General features: G+C 69.1%; 23 protein-coding genes, 1 tRNA gene and 1 pseudogene. 16 read left to right on the top strand and 9 right to left on the bottom strand.

Going from position 1 to position 23,352, the window contains the following annotated elements:
* Positions 1-74: 74 nt before the first annotated feature.
* The 3 genes from WJX68_RS24395 to WJX68_RS24385 all read right to left on the bottom strand — a co-directional run bounded on the left by WJX68_RS24395 (position 75) and on the right by WJX68_RS24385 (position 3,853).
* Positions 75-515, bottom strand: coding sequence for a hypothetical protein (locus WJX68_RS24395; RefSeq protein ID WP_340295172.1), 441 nt, complete (start codon positions 513-515; stop codon positions 75-77).
* Between the two features lie 74 nt (positions 516-589).
* Entirely contained in the window at positions 590-1,450 is an 861-nt protein-coding gene (locus WJX68_RS24390) for a mycofactocin-coupled SDR family oxidoreductase (RefSeq protein WP_340295170.1), read from the bottom strand.
* Between the two features lie 153 nt (positions 1,451-1,603).
* The gene (locus WJX68_RS24385; protein WP_340295168.1) at positions 1,604-3,853 is read right to left on the bottom strand and encodes a S9 family peptidase; all 2,250 of its coding nucleotides are present in this window, start codon (positions 3,851-3,853) and stop codon (positions 1,604-1,606) included.
* 273 nt (positions 3,854-4,126) lie between these two features.
* Between WJX68_RS24385 and WJX68_RS24380 the strand changes: the two genes are divergently transcribed.
* The 3 genes from WJX68_RS24380 to WJX68_RS24370 all read left to right on the top strand — a co-directional run bounded on the left by WJX68_RS24380 (position 4,127) and on the right by WJX68_RS24370 (position 10,526).
* On the top strand, positions 4,127-4,930 hold the full coding sequence (locus WJX68_RS24380) for a DedA family protein (protein WP_340295166.1): 804 nt from the start codon (positions 4,127-4,129) through the stop codon (positions 4,928-4,930).
* Positions 4,931-5,037: 107 nt separating this feature from the next.
* On the top strand, positions 5,038-5,277 hold the full coding sequence (locus WJX68_RS24375; RefSeq protein ID WP_340295164.1) for a site-specific integrase: 240 nt from the start codon (positions 5,038-5,040) through the stop codon (positions 5,275-5,277).
* Positions 5,278-5,753: 476 nt separating this feature from the next.
* A complete protein-coding gene (locus WJX68_RS24370) occupies positions 5,754-10,526 on the top strand; it encodes a DEAD/DEAH box helicase (RefSeq protein ID WP_340295162.1) in 4,773 nt (1,590 codons plus the stop codon).
* A gap of 156 nt (positions 10,527-10,682) precedes the next feature.
* Here WJX68_RS24370 and WJX68_RS24365 read toward each other — a convergent pair whose 3' ends face one another.
* From WJX68_RS24365 to WJX68_RS24355, 3 genes are read right to left on the bottom strand one after another with little or no spacing between them, the layout of a single operon-like run.
* Positions 10,683-11,111 carry an NUDIX hydrolase gene (locus WJX68_RS24365; RefSeq protein WP_340295160.1) on the bottom strand — a complete coding sequence of 143 codons (429 nt, stop codon included), beginning with the start codon at positions 11,109-11,111 and terminating at the stop codon, positions 10,683-10,685.
* Positions 11,108-11,914: a hypothetical protein gene (locus WJX68_RS24360; RefSeq protein WP_340295158.1), complete on the bottom strand. Its 807-nt coding sequence runs from the start codon at positions 11,912-11,914 to the stop codon at positions 11,108-11,110. Before WJX68_RS24360 ends, WJX68_RS24365 begins: the two co-directional genes overlap by 4 nt.
* Positions 11,911-12,783 (bottom strand): hypothetical protein, encoded by an 873-nt coding sequence (locus WJX68_RS24355; protein WP_340295156.1) that lies wholly within the window; start codon positions 12,781-12,783, stop codon positions 11,911-11,913. Before WJX68_RS24355 ends, WJX68_RS24360 begins: the two co-directional genes overlap by 4 nt.
* Positions 12,784-12,868: 85 nt before the next feature.
* Between WJX68_RS24355 and WJX68_RS24350 the strand changes: the two genes are divergently transcribed.
* The 10 genes from WJX68_RS24350 to WJX68_RS24305 all read left to right on the top strand — a co-directional run bounded on the left by WJX68_RS24350 (position 12,869) and on the right by WJX68_RS24305 (position 19,578).
* On the top strand, positions 12,869-13,270 hold the full coding sequence (locus WJX68_RS24350) for a hypothetical protein (RefSeq protein ID WP_340295154.1): 402 nt from the start codon (positions 12,869-12,871) through the stop codon (positions 13,268-13,270).
* 323 nt (positions 13,271-13,593) lie between these two features.
* A complete protein-coding gene (locus tag WJX68_RS24345; RefSeq protein WP_340295152.1) occupies positions 13,594-13,782 on the top strand; it encodes a hypothetical protein in 189 nt (62 codons plus the stop codon).
* 5 nt (positions 13,783-13,787) lie between these two features.
* Positions 13,788-14,126 (top strand): hypothetical protein, encoded by a 339-nt coding sequence (locus WJX68_RS24340; protein ID WP_340295150.1) that lies wholly within the window; start codon positions 13,788-13,790, stop codon positions 14,124-14,126.
* Positions 14,126-14,314: a hypothetical protein gene (locus WJX68_RS24335; protein ID WP_340295148.1), complete on the top strand. Its 189-nt coding sequence runs from the start codon at positions 14,126-14,128 to the stop codon at positions 14,312-14,314. Before WJX68_RS24340 ends, WJX68_RS24335 begins: the two co-directional genes overlap by 1 nt.
* 103 nt (positions 14,315-14,417) lie before the next feature.
* Entirely contained in the window at positions 14,418-15,848 is a 1,431-nt protein-coding gene (locus tag WJX68_RS24330) for an FtsK/SpoIIIE domain-containing protein (RefSeq protein WP_340295146.1), read from the top strand.
* Positions 15,848-16,063, top strand: coding sequence for a hypothetical protein (locus tag WJX68_RS24325; RefSeq protein ID WP_340295144.1), 216 nt, complete (start codon positions 15,848-15,850; stop codon positions 16,061-16,063). The genes WJX68_RS24330 and WJX68_RS24325 overlap by 1 nt, the downstream gene beginning before the upstream one ends.
* Before the next feature lie 68 nt (positions 16,064-16,131).
* Positions 16,132-16,716: a hypothetical protein gene (locus tag WJX68_RS24320; RefSeq protein ID WP_340295142.1), complete on the top strand. Its 585-nt coding sequence runs from the start codon at positions 16,132-16,134 to the stop codon at positions 16,714-16,716.
* 104 nt (positions 16,717-16,820) lie between these two features.
* Positions 16,821-18,191, top strand: a complete 1,371-nt coding sequence (locus WJX68_RS24315) for a replication initiator (protein ID WP_340295140.1) — start codon at positions 16,821-16,823, stop codon at positions 18,189-18,191.
* Positions 18,188-18,376 (top strand): helix-turn-helix transcriptional regulator, encoded by a 189-nt coding sequence (locus WJX68_RS24310; RefSeq protein WP_062401553.1) that lies wholly within the window; start codon positions 18,188-18,190, stop codon positions 18,374-18,376. Before WJX68_RS24315 ends, WJX68_RS24310 begins: the two co-directional genes overlap by 4 nt.
* On the top strand, positions 18,376-19,578 hold the full coding sequence (locus tag WJX68_RS24305) for a site-specific integrase (RefSeq protein WP_340295134.1): 1,203 nt from the start codon (positions 18,376-18,378) through the stop codon (positions 19,576-19,578). Before WJX68_RS24310 ends, WJX68_RS24305 begins: the two co-directional genes overlap by 1 nt.
* A 12-nt stretch (positions 19,579-19,590) precedes the next feature.
* Here the strand turns inward: WJX68_RS24305 and WJX68_RS24300 are convergent.
* Positions 19,591-19,663, bottom strand: a tRNA-Lys gene (locus WJX68_RS24300).
* Between the two features lie 131 nt (positions 19,664-19,794).
* Positions 19,795-20,001, bottom strand: a complete 207-nt coding sequence (locus tag WJX68_RS24295; protein ID WP_340295132.1) for a hypothetical protein — start codon at positions 19,999-20,001, stop codon at positions 19,795-19,797.
* Between the two features lie 204 nt (positions 20,002-20,205).
* On the opposite strand from WJX68_RS24295, the gene dusB reads away from it, so the two are divergent.
* Complete coding sequence (gene dusB, locus WJX68_RS24290) at positions 20,206-21,327, top strand: tRNA dihydrouridine synthase DusB (protein WP_340295226.1); 1,122 nt, start codon at positions 20,206-20,208, stop codon at positions 21,325-21,327.
* A 148-nt stretch (positions 21,328-21,475) separates the two neighbouring features.
* Positions 21,476-22,357 (top strand): GGDEF domain-containing protein, encoded by an 882-nt coding sequence (locus tag WJX68_RS24285; protein ID WP_340295130.1) that lies wholly within the window; start codon positions 21,476-21,478, stop codon positions 22,355-22,357.
* Between the two features lie 67 nt (positions 22,358-22,424).
* Here WJX68_RS24285 and WJX68_RS24280 read toward each other — a convergent pair whose 3' ends face one another.
* Positions 22,425-22,802: a hypothetical protein gene (locus WJX68_RS24280; protein ID WP_340295128.1), complete on the bottom strand. Its 378-nt coding sequence runs from the start codon at positions 22,800-22,802 to the stop codon at positions 22,425-22,427.
* A gap of 306 nt (positions 22,803-23,108) precedes the next feature.
* Between WJX68_RS24280 and WJX68_RS24275 the strand changes: the two are divergent.
* Positions 23,109-23,352: pseudogene (locus WJX68_RS24275) on the top strand (hypothetical protein); the annotation flags it as partial.

Here is a 23,352-nt window from a genome sequence, read left to right as displayed (position 1 = left end):
GCGCTGCACGCCTGGGAGGAGGTGGCCTCGCCGCCCCGACGGACGGGCCGCGGTCCGACGACGGCGCGACCGGCCTACGGGTGCCGGCTGCACGTGTACGGCGTCATGCCCTCGACGAAGAGATCGACGGAGCGTCCGTCGCTGATCACGATGCCGGTCGAGGTGAACCCCTTGGCGTGCGTGAGCATCCACCAGGAGAGCCGGCATGCGCGCTCCCACTCCTCGGGGGAGCCGATCCCGGCCGCCCTGGCGACGGCCGCCGGGTCGCTCCCGCGGGCGCACGTCCTGATCCTGGCTTCGGCCATGAACCGCCACGCCTCGTGGGGGTCGCCGGTGTGGAGCTCGTAGCGGGCGCCGGTGAGCCCGTGCCAGCGCTCCGCCGAGTACCTGATCTTGTCGTCGGTCGCGACGTCGTCGGTGCCGCAGTGCCAGTGCGTGACGCCGAGCTCCCGCCACCGTCCGGAGTCGTGCAGGTCGAGCGCGGGCACGGCGGCGGGGACGAACGCGACGGGCACGCGCGGAAGCTAGACCCGGGCACCGACATTCTCGGGCCGGCGCACGGCCCGACCGCACGGCCCGACCGCGGGGGTCACCGGACCAGCATGCCCGCGTCGACCGGTAGTGCGACGCCGGTGACGTAGCGGGCCTCGTCGGAGGCGAGGAACGTGACCGCGGCGGTGACGTCCTCGGGCTGCACGAGACCGACGTCGAGGAGGTTGGCGACGTCGTCGGTCGCCTTGGGCTGCTCGGGCGCGGCATCGCCGCCGCCGAAGAGCGCCTCGACCGCGGGGTTGAGGACCATGCGCGTCGCGACGCCCGACGGGTTGACGCAGTTGACGCGGATCCCGTGCGGTGCGAGCCAGGTCGCGAAGGTGCGCATCAGCCCGACGACGCCGTGCTTGCCGGCCACGTAGCCGTCGCTGCCGCCCCGGCCGTCCCCGCCACGCCCGGTCAGCCCGAAGGCCGAGCTGGTGAGCACGATCGCCCCGCCCCTCCGCCGCTCGATCATGCGGGGCGCGGTGGCCTGCACGGTGTTCCAGACCCCGGTGAGGTTGACGTCGAGCTGGTCGCGGAACTCCGCGGGCCCGTCGGCGCCCTTCATGAGCCCGATGCCGGCGTTGGCGAGCACGACGTCGGGCACCGCGTCCAGCTCGGCGCACGCACGGTCGACGGCGGTCCCCATCGCGTCTGCGTCCCGCACGTCGACCGCGAGCCCGACCGCCCGCCGACCGAGCTCCCGGACCCGGTCCGTCGTCGCGGTCAGATCGGCGGGCGTGGCGAGGTCGTAGGCGACGGTCGCGATGTCCCGGCAGATGTCCAGGGCGATCACGTCGGCGCCCTCGGCGGCCAGGGCGAGTGCATGGCTGCGTCCCTGGCCACGGGCCGCTCCGGTGATCAGTGCGACGCGGCCGTGGAAGCGGCCGGCGGTCCTCGGTCGGGGGGTGCTCATACGGAGGCCGACCGCCGGGGTGTCGCGAACTCATCGGGCGCGGTCCCGGGGGCGCTGCTGCGGGAGGCCGGGCAGCCGCGCCGCGGGTGCCGCCGGACGACGACGGCCAGGGGCCCGAGGGCGAGCCGACCGGTCCGTCGGATGCCCGGCGCGTCAGCCGAGCCCGCCGGGCAGGGGCAGCGGCGCGAGCCGGTGCGCCGGCGGCTCGGTGCCGTGCAGGTGCCGTACCAGGTAGTTCCAGGTCTGCCGGAACACGTAGTGCATCCGGCCGAGCAGGGCGTGCTCGGCGCCGGGGACGAGGAGCATGTCGACGTCCTTGTCCGCGGTGATCAGGGCGTCGACCAGCCGCAGGGTCTGCGACGGCAGGACGTTGTCGTCGAGCTCGCCGTGGATCAGCAGGAGCCTGCCCTGCAGGCTCGCGGCCAGCGCGGGGTTGGACAGCGAGCGGCGGGCCTCGTCGTCGAGCTCGCCGTGGTACCACTCGGCCCACATCGGCACGTAGGCGCCCATGTCGTGGTTGCCGGCCACCGCGACGCCGACCGAGTAGAACTCGGGGTGCGCGAGCAGCGCCCGGGCGGTGGCGAAGCCGCCGCCCGAGTGCCCGGTGATCCCGACCCGGCCGGTGTCCATCCACGGGTGGCGGTGCCCGAGCTCGCGGATCGCGGCGATGTGGTCGACCAGCGAGCCGGCGTCGCCGAGCGCGCCGTAGGACGCGTCGTGGAACGCCTTGCTCCGCCCGGCGGTCCCGCGCCCGTCGACGGCGACGACGGCGAACCCGAGCGCGGCCAGCGCCTCCGGTTCCCCCTCGTGCGGCACGTCGAACGACGGCCCCGCCCGGTGCACCTGCGGACCCGGATAGACGTGGTCGATCACCGGGTAGCGCCGCTGCGGGTCGAAACCGTGCGGGCGCCACAGCAGACCGTGGACCGGCGTGCGGCCGTCGGCGGCGAGCACCCGGAAACGCTCCGGCGCCGTCCAGCCCAGCGCCTCGAGCCCGCCCGTACCGGGCTCCTCCAGGGTGACCAGGACCCGCCCGTCGCCGTCGAGCACGGCCGAGCGCGGCGGGGTGCTCGGCGAGGACGCCCGGTCGACGAGGTGACCACCCTCCCGCGGGCTGACGGCGTCGTGGTCGAGGTCGTCGTCGGTGAGCCGGGTGAACCCGGTGCCGTCGAGCCCGACGCGGCAGATCTGGCGGACGTAGGGGTCGCCGTCGACGAGGCCGGTGGCCAGGAACCAGACCTGGCGGCTGTCCTGGTCCACCCACAGCACCCTGCGCACCGGCCACGGCCCGCGGGTCACCTGGTCGACCCGCTCGCCGTCGGCCGAGTAGAGGTACAAATGGCCCCAGCCGTCGCGCTGCGACCACCAGAGGATCTCGCCGGAGTCCAGCACGTGCGTCATGGTCGGCTCGCCGAGCTGCGACGCCGGGTCGACCCGGGTCTCGCCGGTCTCGCGGACCAGGGTGGTCGTCTCGCCGGTGGCGGGATCGAGACGGCGCAGCTCGAGCGTGCGCGCGTCGCGGGACTGCTGCAGGAAGTGCACGGCCTCGCCCTTCGCGCCGGTCCACCAGGCGTAGGTCATGGCACCCGGGTGCAGGACGACGTACGGCTCGCCCTGCTGGCGCACGACGCTGCGGTCGGTGACGTCCAGGACGGTCCACGACATCACCGCCTGCGCCTCGTCGCCGGGCATCGGGTAGCGGGACCGGTGCTCCACCGGCCGGCCGCCGTCGCGGGGCGCCGCCTCCACGAGCACCTGCTCGGGCAGTGCGCGCTGGTCGAGCCGGTGGACGAGCACCCGGGTCGAGTCCGGCGACCAGAACAGCTGCAACGGCTGCGCCAGCCCGAGGGCCCGCATCAGCGCACGCGCGCCGAGCGCCTCGGGGAGCCCGCCGTAGTCGTGGTGCGGCTCGGCGTCCTCGGTCAGGGCGAACCCGTCCCCACCGTCGCGGGGACGGACCCACACGTCGCCGGCACGGCGGAACGCCACCCACGCCCGGTCCGGCGAGACGACCTCGTCGGGTCCCGTCGGATCGTCGCCCTCGACGACCACGCAGGTGCCGTCCCGGTCCGACCACTGCCACCGCTGCCCGAACGCGGTGAACCGCACCGCACCGTCGCCCGGACGGTCGAGGTCGAGCGCGGTGATCGGCAGGTCGGCCGGGTCGACGGCGTGCCCGGACCCGCGGGTCAGTGCGGCGGCGAGCCGCTCGTGGTCGAACGCGTCGCGGCGGGTGCCCCCGGCCGGGTCGACGACGAGGTACCGCGACCCGGCGCGGTACCAGAACCGCGTCCCGTCCGCGATCCACCGTGGCGTCACGGTCGCCCCCGGCACGCGTCGCGCGCGGTACGGGGCGAGCATCTGCTCGGCGCGGGCGTAGTCGGCATCGGTCAGCTCGATCATGTCCCCGACGGAACACCCGGCCGCCGCGGCACACTCAAGCGGCGGAGCCGTGGTCGTGACCTGCGTCACCGTCGATGCGGCCGCGTCCGGTTCCGGGACCGTGCACTTGACCATGCCGTAGCGGCATCGTGTGCGCTTGCGTCCATGGGTACGACCGAGTCGAACGGATCAGCCGAGAAGGCCGGCGCGATCACCGGCGCGCACCGGGACGGGAATCCCCGACCGGCACACGCCGCCGGTCCGGCGGACGCCACGCCCCCCATGGGCACGCGGGTGCAGGGAATCGTCTCGGAGGTCGAGACCCCGCCGCACGGCACGCCCGCGACGCCCGCGACGAGGCGGCGGTTCCGATGGCGGAGCGCGCACTACACCCCGGAGGAGCGCGCGGAGGCCCGCGAGGCGCTGCGCAAGGTGGCTCCCTGGGACGGCCCCATGCGACGCGGCGACTGGTTCCTGATCATCGCGACGGCCGCGATCGTCGTGTTCAACCTGGCATCGATGCCGTTCCGGCCGCTGCTGATCGCGTCCTACCCCGTCGCGCTCGCCGCGGTGACCGGCAGCCTGTCCGCGGTCGGTGCCGGGGCCGCGTTCGCCCGGATCGGCGAGGCCGACCTGTGGCTGGTGGTCGCCGCCGGCGTCTTCGGGATGATCAAGTTCGACTGGCTGTTCTGGCTGGCAGGCCGCCGCTGGGGGGCGAAGATCATCCAGCTCTGGGCCCCCGGGGCGGGCGCACAGCGGTTCGTGGCGTGGGTGCGGTCGGCGCCGCGCTGGGTGCAGCCCCTCGCCGTCGTCGCGGCGGCGCTGCCGGGCGTCCCCGCCCCCGCCGTGTTCGCGCTGGCCGGCATGGGCCGGATGCGTCTGCTGCCGTTCCTGGTCTTCGACGCGATCGGCGCCGCACTCGTCGCGGGTCTGGTCGGGGGACTCGGCTACGGCATCGGCCAGCACGCCGTGGACGTCGTGCTCGCCGTGGACGAGTACGCACTGTGGATCACGCTCGGCCTCGTCGTGGTCATCTCGGTCCGGGCCGGCATGAAGGGGCAGAAGACGAGCAAGGCGGAGAAGGCGGGCGAAGCCTGATCCCGGACGGCCGGGCTGGGCGCCGTCGTCGCGAGCGTCCGGCCCGGCGCCGTCCGGTCGACGCCTGGTTCCTGCACCCCACGATCCGATGCCGGCTGGGCCGGGTGGTGAGCCACACCCTGCGGACGACCGTCGCGAACTTCCTCGACGACTCGCACGTCACTGTCCGAAAGATCAGTGACCAGCTCGGCCACTCCGAGATCAGCATGCCCCAGGATCGCTATCGCGGCCGCCGGCTCGCCGACCGTCAGACCGCCGACGTCCTGGAGGACGTGTTCGCCGAGGACACGAAACCCGTCCCACAACCGCACTCTGATCGTGACAGCGAGCCGGGCGCATCGCCCTGACCTGGTGATTGTGTGGGCCCCCGGGGGATCGAACCCCGAACCCGCGGAGACAAGATCCACTAATTCCGGCAACGCTCGACGTTCGCCGTAACCCATCGTGCGCTGCAAGGACTCGCTGAAGCGTCTTCCACGGGCCACGGTCCGTCGTCGGCTTCTGTCGTTGATTCCCGGGGGTAACCTAGGGGCGAGCCCGCTCCCCTGCGCGTTCCGCGTGCCATCCCGTCGACCTGTCGCCAGACCGACCGTGCGGGCGCCCGTGGGCGGCCCTCGACGCAGCCGCACCCGACCATGCCACGCTCCGCCCACGGGCGTCCGTGCGGTACGCCCTCCGGGAGGTCGACGGGATGGCACGATGCCACCATCCCGGAGACCTGCCTGCCCGGCGAGGGCCTGGCCTCTTCCTGGTAGACGGATCGTAACGGCATCGCGACTCACCGAGGTCCGTGGTTGCTTGATCCGTAGTGCACGATGACCACGTGGCTATCACGATCCAGGGCCTCCTCGACGATCTGCGTGAGACTGCCCTCGACGAACGAGACAAGGGCGATCGCTTCGAGCGCTTGGTGCAGGCGTACATGCGCACCGACCCGGTCTGGTCGGCTCAATTCGAGAATGTCTGGCTATGGTCTGAGTGGCCAGCTCGCGACAGAAAGCGCGACACGGGAATCGACCTCGTGGCGGAGGAGCGCGGGACCGGTCAACTCGCCGCCATCCAATGCAAATTCTACTCTGCGAATCATCGAGTCCAAAAGAGTGATCTCGACTCATTCTTTACTGCTTCAGGAAAGACCTCTTTCAGTCGACGAATCATCGTCACTACGAGTGACTCGTGGTCGGAGCATGCAGAAGATGCACTCAAGGATCAGCATATAGTTACGCAGCGGTTGGACGTCTCAACTCTGAACGATAGTGTCATCGATTGGGACCACTTCCAGTGGTCGAAGCCTGCAACTCTTCCTACGAAGGAGAAGAAGAAGCTTCGCGCTCATCAACTTACCGCTGTGGCGGACGTAAGGAAGGGATTTCAGTCCTCCGAACGCGGCAAGCTGATAATGGCCTGTGGAACAGGCAAGACGTTCACGAGCCTACGGCTCGCGGAGGACATCGTCGGGCCGGGCGGACGCGTGCTCTTTCTAGTCCCTTCGATCTCCTTGCTCTCCCAGAGCATCCGAGAATGGGTTCAGGAGTCTGTAGTCGATCTGCGGTCTTTCGCCGTTTGCTCAGACGTGAAGGTCGGCCGAGGTCGCGGCGAAGATATGAGTAGCGTCGACCTGGAATACCCGGCTACAACGAATGCGTCGAAACTCGTAGAGCAGATTGGGGCGACATCCTCCCAGGATGCGATGACAGTAGTATTCTCGACCTACCAATCCATCGCAGCAGTAGCCGCGGCGCAGGAACAAGGAATTGGCGAGTTCGATCTTGTCATCTGCGACGAAGCGCACCGAACAACCGGCGTGACGCTAGCTGGCGCTGACGAGTCTTCATTTGTACGAGTCCATAACTCGAAATTTATTCGAGCACAGCGACGACTGTACATGACAGCCACTCCGAGAATCTATGATGATTCGAGCAAGACAAAAGCGGCCGAAGGCACCGCGGTCTTGGCCTCGATGGATGATTCCGACCTCTTCGGGCCTGAATTCCACCGGCTCGGGTTCGGAGAGGCAGTGGAGAAGGGCCTGCTTAGCGACTATAAGGTCCTCGTCCTAGCGGTCGACGAGAGCGTCGTCTCTCGACAGTTCCAGCAGCAGCTTTCCGACGATGACCACGAGCTAGGTCTAGATGACGCCGCAAAGTTGGTGGGATGCTGGAGCGGGCTGGCGAAACGTGGAGTTGACGAGTCAAAACTCCAAGTTGACCTTCAGCCTATGAGGCGAGCAGTCGCCTTCGCGGAAAACATCCGAGTATCTAAGCGGATTGCTCGCCTCTTCGAGACTGTGAGCGATCAGCTAGCTGCACAAGATGCCGACAGTCTTGAATGTGAAGCGCGGCATGTCGATGGAACGTTCAACGTACTTGAGCGGAATCGACTCCTCGACTGGCTGAAGGCCGACGTCCAAGGCAATACCTGTCGGATCCTGTCGAATGCCCGGTGCCTTTCTGAAGGCGTAGACGTGCCAGCCCTCGACGCAGTTCTCTTCCTCAACCCTCGCAACTCAGTTGTCGATGTTGTTCAGTCCGTCGGCCGAGTCATGCGAAGAGCCGAAGGAAAAGAGTACGGATACGTAATCTTGCCGATTGGCGTTCCGGCTGACATGCCGCCAGAGGATGCCCTCTCCGACAACTCAAAGTATCGAGTCGTCTGGCAAGTCCTGCAGGCACTCCGTGCCCACGATGACCGTTTCAACGCGATGGTAAACAAGATCGAGCTGAACCGCTCGAAGGACGACAAGCTTCAAGTCATTGGCATTGGATCTGCGGATCTCGATGGCGGCAGTGCGCGGGAACAGCAGGGCGCTCAAACTCAAATACCGTTGACATGGTCCGACGAGTGGCGCGATGCGATCTATGCCAGGATTGTGTCCAAGGTGGGCGATCGACGCTACTGGGAGGACTGGGCGCGTGATATCGCGGATATTGCGGACCGCCACGTTGTTCGAATTCGCACTGCTCTTGAGGATGACAGCGCCGGTGAGATTAGAGGTCAGTTCTCTTCATTCCACGATGCCCTGCGGGCAAATCTGAATGATTCGATTACTGAGGCCAACGCGATCGAGATGCTGGCCCAGCACATTATTACGAAGCCAGTGTTCGACGCACTCTTCGAGTCTACTAGCTTCTCGGCCACTAACCCGGTCGCTGTTGTCATGCAGGAGATGCTAGACGCCCTCGATAGCTCAGGATTGGAAAAGGAGTCGGAGTCCCTAGATTCCTTCTACGCTTCTGTTCGAATGCGCGCTGCCGGAATCGACAACGGTGAAGGTAAGCAACGAATCGTCACCGAGCTCTACGAGCGCTTCTTTCAGAACGCATTTCCGAAAACGGCTGAATCTCTCGGCATTGTCTACACTCCCGTCGAGATCGTGGACTTTATTTTGCGCTCAGTCGATCACCTACTGCGGTCCGAATTTGACGCATCGTTGAACGACGAGGGCGTGCACTTTCTTGACCCCTTCACTGGCACGGGAACTTTCATCGTTCGACTTCTACAGTCCGACTTGATCTCGCCGAATGCTCTTATGCGAAAGTACACGAGCGAGCTGCACGCGAACGAGATCAATCTCCTCGCCTACTACGTAGCCGCAGTCAACATCGAGACGACATTCCACGGTCTGCTGCACACGATTGGGCACGACTACCAGCCATTCGATGGCATCGTGCTGACTGACACCTTCCAGATGCACGAGTTCGATGATGCACTAGACGACTCGGTCTTCGTTCGGAATAATGATCGCGTCGTCAAGCAGAAGCAGATGCCGATTCGCGTCATTGCCGGAAACCCGCCCTATTCAGTCGGGCAGACTACCGCTAATGACGGCAATGAGAAATTGAAGTACCCGACGCTCGATAGCCGAATCGACTCCACCTATAATAAGGGCCGCGGCAGGGGCGGCAATAACGCCCTGTACGACTCGTATATCCGAGCGATCCGATGGGCATCCGACCGTCTTGGAGATCAGGGAGTCATCGCCTATGTTTCGAACGGGGGCTATCTGGACTCCAATCTCATGGGCGGACTTCGGAAATGCCTCGTCGACGAATTCGATTCGATCTACGTATTCAATCTGCGCGGTAACGGCCGTATCGCTGGGGAGAATGGGCGCAAAGAAGGGCGGCCCATCTTCGAAGATGGCCGCAAGGGATCGGGAGGTTCGCGCACAACAATCGCGATCACGTTTCTCGTCAAGCGACCTGGCGCGCATTCCGCTGATACTGCCGGCGCGGTGTACTACAGTCAGGTAGCTGATTACCTGACCGCGAGGCAGAAACTTGATGTCGTTGGCTCTAGTCTCTTCCCCGACATTGACTGGGAACAGCGTTGGCCAGACAAGTACGGAGACTGGTTCGACCAGCGTGACGACGACTTTGATAAGTACGACCCGATCGGTGACAAGCTTACGGGGCGAGAGTCTGTCTTCACAACGTACTCACGAGGGCTGGAGACAGGGCGCGACTCGTGGGTGTACAACTTCTCGGCTCCAGAACTGAGAGCCAACATCCTCACAACCGCTGAGGCTTTCAACTCTGATTTAAGAAATAGACGAGGAATCGACCTCAATCCTCGACGGATCAGTTGGACGAATAGTCTCCGGCAGCGCCACAAGAGAGGTGAAGCGATCGAAGTAGATAATTCAGCCTTCACGACGGCCGTCTACCGCCCCTTCACTAAGGTGCACGCATACTACAATAAAGCGCTCAATCACATCGAGGGGCGCTTGCGTCGAATTTTCCCGACGGGCTCACATCAGAATTTGTGCATCTACAACGTCGGAATGGGTTCAGACGTTCCCTTTTCGGTTCTAATGGTCGACAGGCTCCCGGACCTTCACGTCACGGGCGCGGGTAGCGGTGGCCAAGTATTTCCGCGGTGGAGCTATGAGTCGGTTCCTGATGACGGAGGCCTTGAGCTTTTTGACCAGTCGGACGTCGTGGGCGGTTTCAGGCGTGTAGATAATATTCCCGACTCAATCTTGGCCAAGTACCGTCGGACTTACGGAAGATCGACGACGAAGGACGATATCTTCTTCTACGTGTACGGACTGCTACACAGTCCCGAGTACCAGGCCAAGTACTTTGGAGACTTGAAGAAGGTTCTGCCTCGCATTCCGATGGTCGACGCGTTCGAGCATTTCGCCGCGGCCGGCAGGCTCCTAGCAGATCTACACGTAGGATACGAGACAGTCAATCCGTACCCCCTCCGGGAGGAAGTAGCAGGATCGCCTGCGGATCCACGTACATTTACCGTTCAGAAGATGCGATTCGCAAAGAATGCGCAAACGAAGAAGATCGACCGGACTACGATTGTAGTAAACAGCAATGTCAGCCTTCACGGGATCCCGGACGAGGCTTACGCCTACACCGTTGGCCCAAGGTCCGCAATCGAGTGGGTCATGGACCGGTACCAGCTGAAGCCTGCCGACAAGAACTCCGGGCTGGTGAATGACCCGAACATGTGGGCTGTGGAGCAGCGGGAACCCAGATACATCGTCGATCTTCTGAAGCGTATTGTCACGGTGAGTATTGAGACGAGGCGGGTTGTAGAGGCGCTTCCCTCGATTCGACTCTCTGCGGCGGCCGAAGAATAGAGGCATGCGCCGATGAGTGTCCGCGCGGGGAACGGCCGGAGGCCGCACGCGCTGCGCGGACACTCATCGGCGGCGCTGAAAGCGCCGCCTTGATACCGAATGGAAGGTCTAGACACGGCGAGCGCTGTCGCCGCCCGATGGTGCGATTCGTGCTGTTCAGCAGGGGTGGACGATCGTCCCGTCGTGAGCTCGCGAGCAGGGTTCCGCGGTGAGCGCGTCGAGAATCCGGACGGCGTAGGCGGGCATCATGCGGTCCTCGACCTCGTCAGCCGTGAGCCACTCGACGCGCTGCGATTCCGCGGTGGTCGTCGGCGCGCCGGAGACGAAGTGGCAGCGGTAGACGATGGCGACGACGCCAATGGTCATGTTCTTGTAGACCCCGCTGAGGTGGTCGACGGCGACCGTCACACCCGTCTCTTCGGCGATCTCCCGGACGACACCTTGCTCGAAGGTCTCGTCCTGTTCGAGGACCCCGCCCGGCGCTTCCCAGTGGCCGTTGTCGCGACGCTGCACAACGAGGATGCGTCCGTCTTCGCGTACGGTGACCCCGGCTACGGCCACGGAGTGGCGCGGGATGCTGGTCATGCTCGGTTGGGCTGCCAGACGACGAGGGTCTTGTCGTCGTGCGGCTTGGCTCGTGGGAGGGCCTGCCCGTTCGGGTCGTTCTCGGTCTCCCAGCGGTGCAGCCGGTCAAGCAGAGCTTGGAGCTCCGTATCGTCGCTGGCGGCAACATCAGCCCAGGGCAGGCCGAGATGGTCGATGACCCGCTGAGCGCCGTCGGTGGCGATGACGGCCCAGGAAACGGATTCGTTGGGAAGGTGCATGGTCTCGGCGTGGTGTCCCGCGGCGGGGTCGGCTTCGGCGATCCAGTAGCCGTCCTGGGTATTGCGGGCCTGGACTTCGCTGCGCTGGATGGTGGTCAGGAGGTCGCGATGTCCGTCGTCGTAGCCGTGGCCGTGGCGTAGGCGCTCGTGGTAGTTCCGGCGGGCGGCTGGGGCGACGGTGGAGAGGCGATCGTCGCGAAGGCGAACCTCTCCCCCGCTGTTCAGTCCGAGCACGATGGTGTTGTCACCGAGTGCCGCCACCTCGATGGTTGTCTCGGTCCACCGGAGCAGGGCCACAGTCGATGACGGACCTCCCCCGGGTGCGATTCCTAGGGTGCCCGTGGCGTCGGCGATCGCCTCCGCGATGACGTCAGGCAGTTCGTCGCGGCCTGCGAGTCGGGTAGCCAGGGCGTCAAGCAGGGTGTCGACGTAGCGCTCAGCCGGTGGGACCTCGGGTGCGCTTGCGGTGGCACCGTCGAGCACGACGATGCCGTGCGGTGTTGCGATCCACCGGTCTTGCCCGGGAGGTGATCCGGCCGGTAGCAGCGCACCGTGGATGCTCACTGGGGCCACCGTCGGGGCGGCACCAGGACGTCCAAACCGGTGGGGTTCAGCTCGTGGAACTGTCCCCCGATGGCCATGCTGAACGAGTCGTCACCGAACTCGGCCCACAGTTCGGGCACGTGCTCCATGAGGTAGTGCGCCGCTCCCACCGACCCGAGGGCGTGGATCCCGGCAATGTGGACCACTACAGCGCCAGAGGGCATCGCATGGCGGGCCACGTAGGCGACGTCTGCGCGGCTGGGCTGCTCGTCGTCCATCGGGGACAGGAACCGCTCGCCGGTCTCGTGGTCGATGATGGCCCAGCGGGCGCCGTCGCCGATCGACATCGTGAGCAGCGGGTCGCGCTGCATGAGCAGGTTCCCAATGTGCGCTGACGCGGGACCGCAGACCACCACGGCGTCGCGCCCGGGTTCCCACTCCTGCCGCGGGTCGATGATGCGACGCTCGACGGTGAACGCCAGGCGCTCGGTCTCCTCGGTCAGGTAGGCACCGGTGGCGTCGTCCTCGGTGGCGATGACGACGTCCTGACGGTCGAGCAGGCGCCGGCCGGGTAGTGCGATGTCGAGCGGACCGACGCCGAAGAACGCCCGATGCGGCGGGGGCGCGGTGTTCCGGATCTGGGTGATCCTGCCCTTGGTCAGGCCGAACGCACGGGCCACCTCGGTGTAGCTGCCGCCGAGCTGGTCACGAGCCTCTTCGACCGCGGCGCGGCGGATGCGCGCGAGTTCCACCGATCGCTGCTGGTAGGTAGCCAGCAGGTCGGTTGCACGCCGACCGCGTCGGACCGGATCCGGCTCCGAACGCAGCGCGTGGAACTCCTCATCAACATCAACCACGCCCGCCAGTTTAGGCCCCTTGACAAGGACCACGCCCGACGCCATGCTTGTTTAGCCCCCTGAACAAGCTGTCTGACTGAGCAAGGGTTTAGGGGTATCAACGACGAGAGGTGGAGCGATGAGGGATCTTCCGGTGGTGCTCGACGGCTTCAAGCTCACGGTGGTGGAGCCGCCCGCACCTAAGACCCGTCAGGACGCCAACGGGGCGGAGGTGCCGGTCACGGATCGGGATGGGGTGACACAGTTCGTGGTGTCGCTGTTCGCCAAGCTCCAGGTCCAGGCCGGGCAGCGGGCGCCGAAGGGTGAGGAGATCAAGGTGACCCTGACCGCCGACCCGGGGGACGGGTTCGGAGAGGACGCCCGGGTGCAGCTGATCGACCCGAAGATCAACCCGTACTCGATCGAGTCCGCGGACGGGCGGACGGTGTCGGGGATCGCGTTCAAGGCGATGGGCCTCAAGCACGCCCACCCCGCTCCCGCGCCGATGCGGCGGGGCAAGGACGACGAGAACCACTCCTGACCGACCTCTGAGTCGTCGGTGTCGCCCGCAGTGATGTGCGGGCCGGCCGCCTGATAGAGCGGCCCAATCCATGCGCCGGAATGGTGTTCCGGCAATTCCCAGTAATTCCGAGACGGGGACACCTGTGTCCTCGACCAGGGGTGATCTGCGGTGGTGTGTGGCGAATGCAGCGGTAGCCGGTCCTGCGATGTGTGCGACGGCTACGGCGACTCGATCAACAGCATCGAGTGTGGGGTGTGTGGTGGTTCCGGGGTCTGCCCGGGCTGCTTCGGAGACGGCGAGACCCACGGCCCGCGGCCGTCGGTCGGAATGGAGATCACGGCATGAACACCAACACGAGTACCCGCCCGCGGGTCACGAGCGGTGTGGGTCGGCTGGTGCGACGGTTGGAGATCGAGCGGCGCCGCTGGTCCCGCACCGAGCACCCGGTGGTGGCGACGGAGCAGGCGTGGCGGGCCGGGGTCGCCGAGGGCCTGCGCCTGGCCCAGCTCGCGATCCGCAAGGGGGTCTGAACGGCATGGCGATCAACCTCGGGGCCCGGGACCGGGTCAAGACGCTGCCGAAGGTCAACCGGCGCGCTTTGCGCAAGTACGGGGAGTTCTGGCGGGCCTTGCAGCTGGTCGGGGACGCTCTCGCCGAGGCGGACAAGGTCGCTGCGAAGGCCAGCGACTCGAAGTCCAAGCGCTCCGGCAAGGGGATGTCGGCGAAGGCCGGGGCTCAGGGGGAGCACTGGTCGACTGCGTCGCCGGAGGAGATCCGGGCCTCAGCGAAGACCGCGCACGCCTCGCTGCGGGTGATGGCGTCGGCGGCGAAGAAGTGGGAGGCCGAGTTGGTCTCCCGCGAGTGGAGGAAGTGATGTCGAAGGCTGTGGACCGCACCGTCGAGGAACTGGATGCCGCGATGCGCGAACTCCGGCGCTCGTTGCGCGGGATTCCGTATCGGACGGGTGGGTTCAAGAACACCCACGACAACCTCGCCCGCGACGTTGCCCACCTGACCGTGCATCTCGATTCGGCGCGTGGGGCTTTGCGCGAACAGAAGTAACCCATCTCTGGGTGGTGGGGTCGCCCGCTGCACTGATTCTTGGCGGAAACACACAGCGGGCGCCCCTGCTACCCGACACAAACTCTCGTGAGGACTGGTAGCAGTGAACAAGCGTAGTAGCTCTGCAACACGTATGAACGGCCCGGCTCGTACCCATGTCGGGCGTGCGTCTCGGCCTCCGGGTCGGGAGTTCCAGGCGTTGGCTTGGACCGCACGGCATCCCGGTTTCGTCGCCGTCCCGCTCGTCGTCCTGGGCCTGGTCCTGACGCTCGGGCCGTTCGTCACCGGACTCGGGCTCGGCGTCCTGGTCGCCTCGGTGGCGGTCTGGGGCCGTGCCCACCCGGCCACCTTCGATCGGTTCGCCGCACCCGCCCTACGGGCCACCTGGCGGCGCTGGACGGTCTACCGCGGCCGTCGCTGGGCCCAGCTCATGTCCGACACCGGACTCACCCGCGAGCACCGCCACACCGGCGATCTGCTTGTCCCCCGCGTGCTGCGGGTCCGCTCTTCCTCGGCGTCGATCGACACCGTGTACGTCCGCATCGTTCGCGGGCAGGATGTCGCCTACTGGCAGGAGCGCTCGTCCGTGCTGTGGGAGGCGCTGATCGCGCACCGGGTGGCGATCACCCGCCACCGACCGGGCGTGGTGGCGATCGTGATCGAGTGGGAGATGCCGTTCACTCGCACGATCCCGGCCCCGGACATCCCCGAGCAGGTCGACGATGTGGACCTCGGTGCCGTGGAGATCGGGGACAACGAGCGCGGCGAGCCCTTCACCGCGCCCGTCATCGGCGGACACCGCCTCGTGGTCGGCGCCTCCGGCTCTGGGAAGGGCTCCGTCCTCTGGTCGACCCTGCGCGGGGTCGGGCCGTGCATCCGCGACGGCATCGTCCGCGTGTGGATGGTCGATCTCAAGGGTGGGGTGGAGACCGAGCAGGGCGCACCGCTGTTCCACCGCTACGCCACCACCATGCCCGCCGCGCTGGAGCTGCTCACGGAGTTCCGGGATGCGATGCGCGACCGGCAGGACGACATGCGCGACCAGAACATCCGCGCCTGCACCCCCAGCACCGGCACGCCGGTGGAGCTGCTGGTCATCGACGAGATGGCCATGCTCACCGCCTACGGCGACCGCACCTCCGTCCGAGACGCACTGCGGCTGCTGGCCGAAGTGATGACCCAAGGTCGGGCGTCGCTGTTCGCGGTCCACGGCTACCTGCAGGAGCCCTCCAAGGACGTCGTGGACGTGCGGGAGCTGTTCACCCAACGGATCTGCCTGGGCGTCACCGCTGCCTCCCACGTCGACATGGTCCTCGGGGAAGGCGCTCGGGAGCGGGGTGCGTTGGCCGATGAGATCCCCGGCGACGCCCGCCACGCCGGGATCGGGTTCGTGATTGACAAGGGCTCCCGCCTCCCGGTGCGCTTCCGCGCTGCGTTCGTCTCCGACGACGACATCACCGAGCTGGTGACCCGCTGCACCCCACCGCCGGACGCGGACGTGATCGACCTCGACACCGAGCAGGGGGCCGCCTGATGGGCACCACCACCGCATGGGTGCTCCGCACCTGGGCCAGGTTCACCCTGCTCTTCGTACTGATCGTCGGCGCTACGTGGCTTTACCTCGGGTCAGCGTCGGGCTGGTTCTGGGTTGTGACGGCTGGTGCGGTCGTGGCGGAGTGGTACGTGGTCCGCCAGCTCGCCCGAGAGTGGTCATGGGAAGCCCGCGCCACCTGGTGGTGGTCCGCATGACCGGGACCGTGCAGGGGGCGTTGTTCGGGGACCCGGTCACCGTCGAGACCACCGACCACGGCCCCGCCGTGACCCAGGACCCGCGCGAGGTCGCCCGCATCGTCGGCCTGGTTCAGGACCCGGGGCTGTTCGTCATCGAGCGCACCGGCCTGGTGCTGCGCGCGGACCCGGCTCGACCTGGCTGCGCTGAGGTGCTGGCCAGGCATGACGGGGACACCGTCGGTCAGCTTCTCGACACCGGGCACCTGCGGCTCGGCGGGATCCATCACGTCCACCACAACGGCACGGAGAGCCCGGCCCGGTCAGTGCTCGTGCTCAAGGCGACCCGGGACATGGTGTCGCGCTGGGACCACCTCCGGCCCATCCCGGAACCGACACGGGCACCGGAGACCACGAAGGAACCGCAGCGCTCCACGGGTGTGATCGGCGTCGATGTGGTCGAGCCCGGTAAGGCGCTGGTCTGCCTCGGCACGACCGGGCAGGGCGGCACGGTGCTGCGCGACGGCGGCCGCTATCGCGTCGAGAACGACCACGGCGCCACCGTCGGCCACGCATCGTCTTACCGGGCCGCTGCCCGGCTCCTGGCCCGCTACCACGGCTACACGCCCGGCCCGGTCGAGATCGAGCACGAGCACCGCCTCTACCGCCGCTGACCCCGGCAATCCGGCCCGGCCCCGCCGCAGACGAGACCAGCTCCCGGCGGGGCCGGCGCCACCCCAACCCACCGCCACGAACCATCCCCGGGAGGGATGCCGTGATGACGGCTGCCACAACCACCCCACACGACCACGACCTGTCCCACCTGCTGCGCTCCGACGGCTTCCAGACCTGGCGCCGGGAAGTCACCGCCATCGGCGGATGCGCCGCCCCCATCCACCTGACCGGCTCCTCGCGGATCTACGACCGCGCCACCGGCACCGTGCTCGCCGAGCGCGACGGCAAGATCCTGGCCCCGTGCGGGAACAGGCGCGCAAGCGTGTGTCCGGCCTGCTCGGACCGCTACGCCTCCGACGCCTATCACCTCCTGCGCTCGGGGATGACCGGCGGCAAGGGCGTCCCCGACACCGCCGCCGCACACCCGCGGCTGTTCGTCACGCTGACCGCGCCGTCGTTCGGGCCGGTCCACACCCGCCGGGTCACCGCCCGCGGCCTCGTCATCCCCTGCCGCTGCGGCGACAAGCACCACCGCGACGACCCCCGCGTCGGCTGCGCCCTCGACCCGGACACCCACGACTACATCGGCGCGGTCCTCTGGCAGGCGCACTCCGGGGTCCTGTGGAACCGCTTCGCCATCCGCCTCCGCCGCCTCCTCGCCCAGATCCTCGGCGTCAAGGTCCATGACTTCCGCGACCACGCCCGCCTGTCCTACGCCAAGGTCGCCGAGTACCAGCGCCGCGGACTGGTCCACTTCCACGCCGTCATCCGCCTCGACGGCCCCGACGGACCCTGGACCGCCCCACCCGCCGGGATCACCGCCGACGCGCTCCACGCCGCTATCCGGGACGCAGCACACGACGTGTCACTGACCGTCGACCGGCCCGACGGCACCCCGCAGGCGCTCTCCTGGGGGACGCAGGTCGACATCCGGCCTATCACGAGCACGACCGCGGCGGCGCTGGAGAACGACGACGGCGAGATCACCGACTCAGCGCTGGCCGCCTACGTCGCCAAGTACGCCACCAAGGGCACCGGCAAGTCCGAGGCCACCGACCGGCCCATCCGCGACATCGCCCACCTCGACCACCTCGACATCACCCCCCACCACCGGCGCCTGATCGAGACCGCCTGGAAGCTCGGCGGCCAGGAGCAGTACGAGGGGCTGAACCTGCGCCGTTGGGCGCACATGCTCGGGTTCCGCGGCCACTTCCTCACCAAATCCCGCGCCTACTCGACCACCTTCGGTGCAATCCGCGGGGACCGGCGCACCTACCGGCTCGGCGAGACCCTCGCCGCCCTCGACACTCCGGCCGACCCCGGATCGGTGCTGGTGGTCAACGACTGGGCCGTCGTCCACATCGGCCACCGCAACGACGCCGAACGAGAGATTGCACTCGGCATCGCCGAACGCCGACGCGAGCAACGCCAGACCCGCAGCACCGACCGCACACACCTCGGGAGGACCTCATGAACGGGATCGAGAAGCTGTGGGGCGTCAAGGATGTCGCCGAGTACCTCGGCATCCCCGTCCAGACGCTCTACCGCTGGCGCTGCCAGGGCTACGGGCCCCGGGGCCGGCGGATGGGCAAGCACGTCCGCTACATCCCCGACGACGTCCGCGAGTGGGTCGCGTCGCTGCGGGACGAGGTGGCCTGATGGCACGCCCTCCCCTGCCGATCGGCACGCACGGCCGCATCCGCGTCTACCAGCTCGGGCAGAAGCGCTACCGCGCCCGGACGAGCTACCGCGATCACGACGGGGTCGTGCGTGACGTCGAGCGAACCGGCCCGAGCCGGTCCGGCGCCGAGAACGCGTTGCGGCTGGCCCTACGCGACCGCGGCCGGGTCTCCCGGGGTGGTGAGGTCACCCGCGACTCGACCGTGCGCGACCTCGGGGAGCTGTGGTTGGCCGAGATGGACCGCGCCGTCCGGCTGGGCAAGCGCTCACCGACGACTGCCGAGGCCTACCGCTACCGCTGGGACCGGCACGTCCGCGAGGGCGTCGGCATGCTGCGGGTCCGTGAGCTGACCGTATCCCGTCTCGATCGCCTGGTGGTCGAGGTCCACGACCGGTACGGGGCCGGTGCCGCGAAGACCACTCGCACGGTGCTCAGCGGTCTCGTCGGCCTGGCAGTCCGTCACGACGCGCTCGACCGCAATCTCGTGCGCGACGTCGGCCGGATCGAGAACACCACCTCGTCCGCCCGGTCACTGACCGTGGTGCAGGCCATCGACCTCCGGGGCAGGATCAGCGCGAATCCGAAGGCCAGGGAATGGGACCTGGTCGACTTCACCGACTTCATGCTCTCGACCGGCCTGCGTATCGGTGAGGCAGCCGCCATCACCTGGCCGTCGCTCGATCTCGACGCCGCGACGGTCGAGGTCCGCGGCACCGTCGTCCGGATCAAGGGCCAGGGCCTCACGATCAAGCCCCGGCCGAAGAGCAAGAGCGGTTTCCGCACGCTGGAGCTGCCGGGCTGGGCGGTGGCGATGCTTCGTCGTCGACGTGCCGCGAGCGTGCCGAACGAGTGGGAGGTCGTGTTCACCGCGCCGCACGGTGGGCTGCGGGACCCGTCGAACACCCAGTCGGACCTACGAAAGATCTTCGACGCAGCCGGGTACGAGTGGGTCACCTCCCACGTCTACCGCAAGACAGTGGCGACTCTCATGGACGAGGCCGGCCTCACCGCGCGCCAGGCCGCCGACCAGCTCGGGCACGCCAAGATCTCGATGACCCAGGACAACTACTTCGGCCGCAAGGTCGCCCAGACCGGGGCCGCCGGAGTCCTGGAGGTGTTCAGCAATCCCGGGGGTAATCCGGGGGTGGATCTTGACGATTCCGAGGAGTCAGGCTCGTGACCTGGGAGAATGTGGGCCCCCGGGGGATCGAACCCCGAACCCGCGGATTAAAAGTCCGCTGCTCTGCCGATTGAGCTAGAGGCCCCTGACCGCCACCGTCGCACCGGGCGGGATCCACCGCCGGTTACCCCCGGCCGGTCACGGCGAACCCGAGCCCACCTTACCGTCCGCAACCACCGATCTCGTCACGACGACACCGTCACCGCGGGGGCGTGTCTACTGCCCGCGGCTCTCGATCGCCGTGGTCAGCTCCCGCTTCCACGCCTCGCGCTCCTCGGGGTGGTTGCGCCCCATGTCGGAGATGCAGTCCGCGCAGCGCCCGACGATCGTCAGCAGCGCCGTGTTCGAGCACCGCGTGCACGGCACGGGCTCGGCGACGGCGTCCAGGGCGTCGTCCGGGCGTTCGGCCACCTCGGCTGTCACACCACCCACGGTAGCCGACCCCCGCCCCGGTGGACCCGCCGGCGAGCGTCCCCGTCGACGGCGGGGCGCCCGTGGCCGTCGCCCGCCGACCGCCCGGACGCGCCCGGACGCGTCCGGCCACCGGTGTTTGGGACAATGGTCGGCGTGACCGTGCTGGACAGCGTCCGCGACGAGCGGACGGACACCCCCGCCCTCCGCGAGCGCGTGCTGCCCCCGCTGCGCATCGGCCCCTTCGAGGTGACGACGCCGGTGGTGCTCGCGCCGATGGCCGGCATCACCAACCCCGGCTTCCGGCGGCTCTGCCGCGAGCAGGGCGCCGGCTACTACGTCTGCGAGATGATCACCGCCCGCGGGCTGGTGGAGAAGAACCCGCTGACGTTCCGCATGATCGCCTTCGACGCCGACGAGCACCCGCGCTCGATGCAGCTCTACGGCGTCGACCCGGTGTCGATGCAGCGGGCCGCGGAGATGATCGTCGAGCGTGACCTCGCCGACCACATCGACATGAACTTCGGCTGCCCGGTGCCCAAGGTGACCCGCCGCGGGGGCGGCGCGGCGCTGCCGTTCAAGCGGGAGCTGTTCCGCCGGATCGTGCGGGCCGCCGTCACCGGGGCGGGCGACCGGCCGGTCACGGTGAAGATGCGCATCGGCATCGACGACGAGCACCACACCTACCTCGACGCCGCGCGGATCGCCGTCGACGAGGGCGCCGTGGCCGTCGCGCTGCACGCCCGCACCGCGTCCCAGCGCTACTCCGGCACCGCGGACTGGAGCGCGATCGCGCGGCTGCGCGAGGCCGTCCCGTCGCACGTTCCGGTCCTCGGCAACGGCGACATCTTCTCCGCGCAGGACGCGCTGGACATGGTCGCCCGCACCGGGTGCGACGGCGTCGTCGTCGGCCGCGGCTGCCTGGGCCGCCCGTGGCTGTTCGGGGACCTCGAGGCGGCCTTCGCCGGCCGCGCGCTGCCCGCCCCGCCCGACCTGGGCCAGGTGGCGGCCACCCTGCGCCGGCACGCGGTCCTGCTCTGCGAGCACATGGGCGACCACAAGGGCATCCGCGACGTCCGCAAGCACATCGCCTGGTACCTCAAGGGGTTCCCGGTCGGGCCGGAGCTGCGCCGCAGCCTCGGCATGGTCGAGTCGATCGACCACCTCGACGAGCTGCTGTCCCAGTTGGACCCGTCCGAGCCGTTCCCGGCCGAGGCCGACGGCCCGCGCGGGCGGCAGGGATCACCGGGCCGCGTCGTCCTGCCCGAACACTGGCTCGACGACCCGGACGACCCCTCGGTCCCCTTCGGGGCGGACGTGGAGCACTCCGGCGGTTGATCGCCGCGACCCCGGGGCGATCATGCGTTAGCCCGTCCCGGGGGAACAGGGGCGCCGAACGGGTGCCGGCGCCGCGTACGTCTCAAGCGGTTCCGCCGTGCCACCGATGAACAGTCCCAGTGGGCGGCAGCGACCGGGGAGGTGGACGATGACCGACACGGCATGGACGGTGCGCAGGCTCGTGCGCTCCGCGCGCCGGGCCACCCCGGCGCCGGCCGAGCCGGCCGCCGTCGCCGACGACCTCGCCCCGGCCTCGCCCGCGGCCCGCGCGGCCCTGCACACCGCGGCCGCGGAACGGCTCGCCGAACACCGCCGCTACGAGCAGGCCTACCTGCACCTGCGCGAGGCCGTCCGGCTGCTGCACGGCACGTCCGTGCCCAGCCCTGCCGACGAGCTCGACCGGCTCCGCCGCGAGCACGCGGAGGCCCGCGAGCAGAGCCGGCGCGACAGCCTGACCGCGTCCTACAACCGGCGCTACCTCGACGAGCGGCTGACCGACCTGCTCGCCACCGACGCCGGCACCCCGGTGTGCCTCGCGCTCGCCGACATCGACCACTTCAAGCTGGTCAACGACACGCACGGGCACCCGTTCGGCGACCGCGTGCTGCAGCGGATGGTGCTGGAGCTGGCCCGGACGCTGCCCGCCGGGGCGTTCTGCGCCCGCTACGGCGGCGAGGAGTTCGCGCTCGTGCTGCCCGGCCTGACCGAGGACGAGGGCGTCGCCGCCTGCGAGACCGCGCGGGAACGCGTCGCGGCCCACGACTGGACCGACCTGCACCCGGACCTGCGGATGACGATCAGCATCGGTGTCGCCCGCTCCGCACCCGGCGACGGCGACGTCGAGGCCCTGGTCACCGAGGCCGACGTGCTCCTGTACACGGCCAAGCAGGCCGGACGCAACGCCGTCGCGCACCGGTGCCCCGACGGCCGGGTGGTGCTCGCCGGTGCGGCAGCCGGCCGCAGGGCGATCCCCCAACCGGAGCACGGCGCGTCGCGCCCCGCGCCCCCGGCACCGGGCACCGCCGAATAGAATCCCCGCGCGGTCACCGCGACCGCACGACCCCGGAGAGGCGCGCCCGCCGTATCGCGCGCGCCCGTCACGGCGCTCCGCCCGAGGGCGGCGACGAGGAGGCCCGGTGCAGGACGGCGACGACGAGGTGCGCCGGCCCCGGCGTACCCGCCGGCGCCCGGAGGACGGCGGGCCCGCCGACACCCGGCGGGGCACGCACCCGGCCGATCCGCGGCAGCACCCCGAGCACCCGTCCGGCCCGCGGCAGCGCGCCGACCACCCGTCCGGCCCGGAGCAGCGCCCCGAACAGGCCTCCGGTCCCCAGCGGCGGCCCGACCAGCCGTCCGGTCCCCAGCGGCGACCGGAGCAGGCCCCCGGTTCCCGGCCGCGACCCGAGCAGCCGCCCGCGGGCGCCGTGCCCCCGGCCGGGGTACGCCGCGTCCGGGGCGGGCCGGTGCCGCGCCACCCCGGCGACCCGCTCCCGCCGGCCCCCGGGCGCCGGGCGCCGCAGGACGCCGCGCCGCGCCCGCCGGCCGCCCCCGGGGACGGCGGACCGTCCCGGCCGGTCCCGCTCCCGCCCGGGAGCCCGCCGTCCCGCCCGCTGCCGGTCCCGCCGGACGGCGCCCCCCGGCGTCCGGGGCCACCGCCGGAGGGACCCGCGTCGCGACGGCTGCCGGTCCCCTCCGACGGCACGGCCGCACGCGCCGCGACACCCCCCGGCGCCCACCCGGCGCCGGCCGAGGACACCGGGCGACGCCCGGCCCGGCCGTCCGTGGATACGCCGCGCCGACGCGGGGCCGCGGACTCCCGGGGCACCGAGGTCCTCGACTCCCTGGTCCCGCGCCGGCTGCGCCGTCGCTACGCCGACGACCTGCCCGGCGACGCACCCGACGAGCGGCCCGGCGACCGGGCCCCCGCCGACCCACCGTCCGCGGGACCCGCGGCCCTCGGCGAGCCGCCCGGGGCCGAGCCCCCCACCGGCCGGCCCGGCGCCGGGCCGGCCGACCACGAGCCCG

Source organism: Pseudonocardia spirodelae, from assembly GCF_037727765.1.
Lineage (GTDB): Bacteria > Actinomycetota > Actinomycetes > Mycobacteriales > Pseudonocardiaceae > Pseudonocardia > Pseudonocardia spirodelae.
Note: the sequence above shows the minus strand (reverse complement) of the source record. Positions and strands in the feature narration are given on the sequence as shown.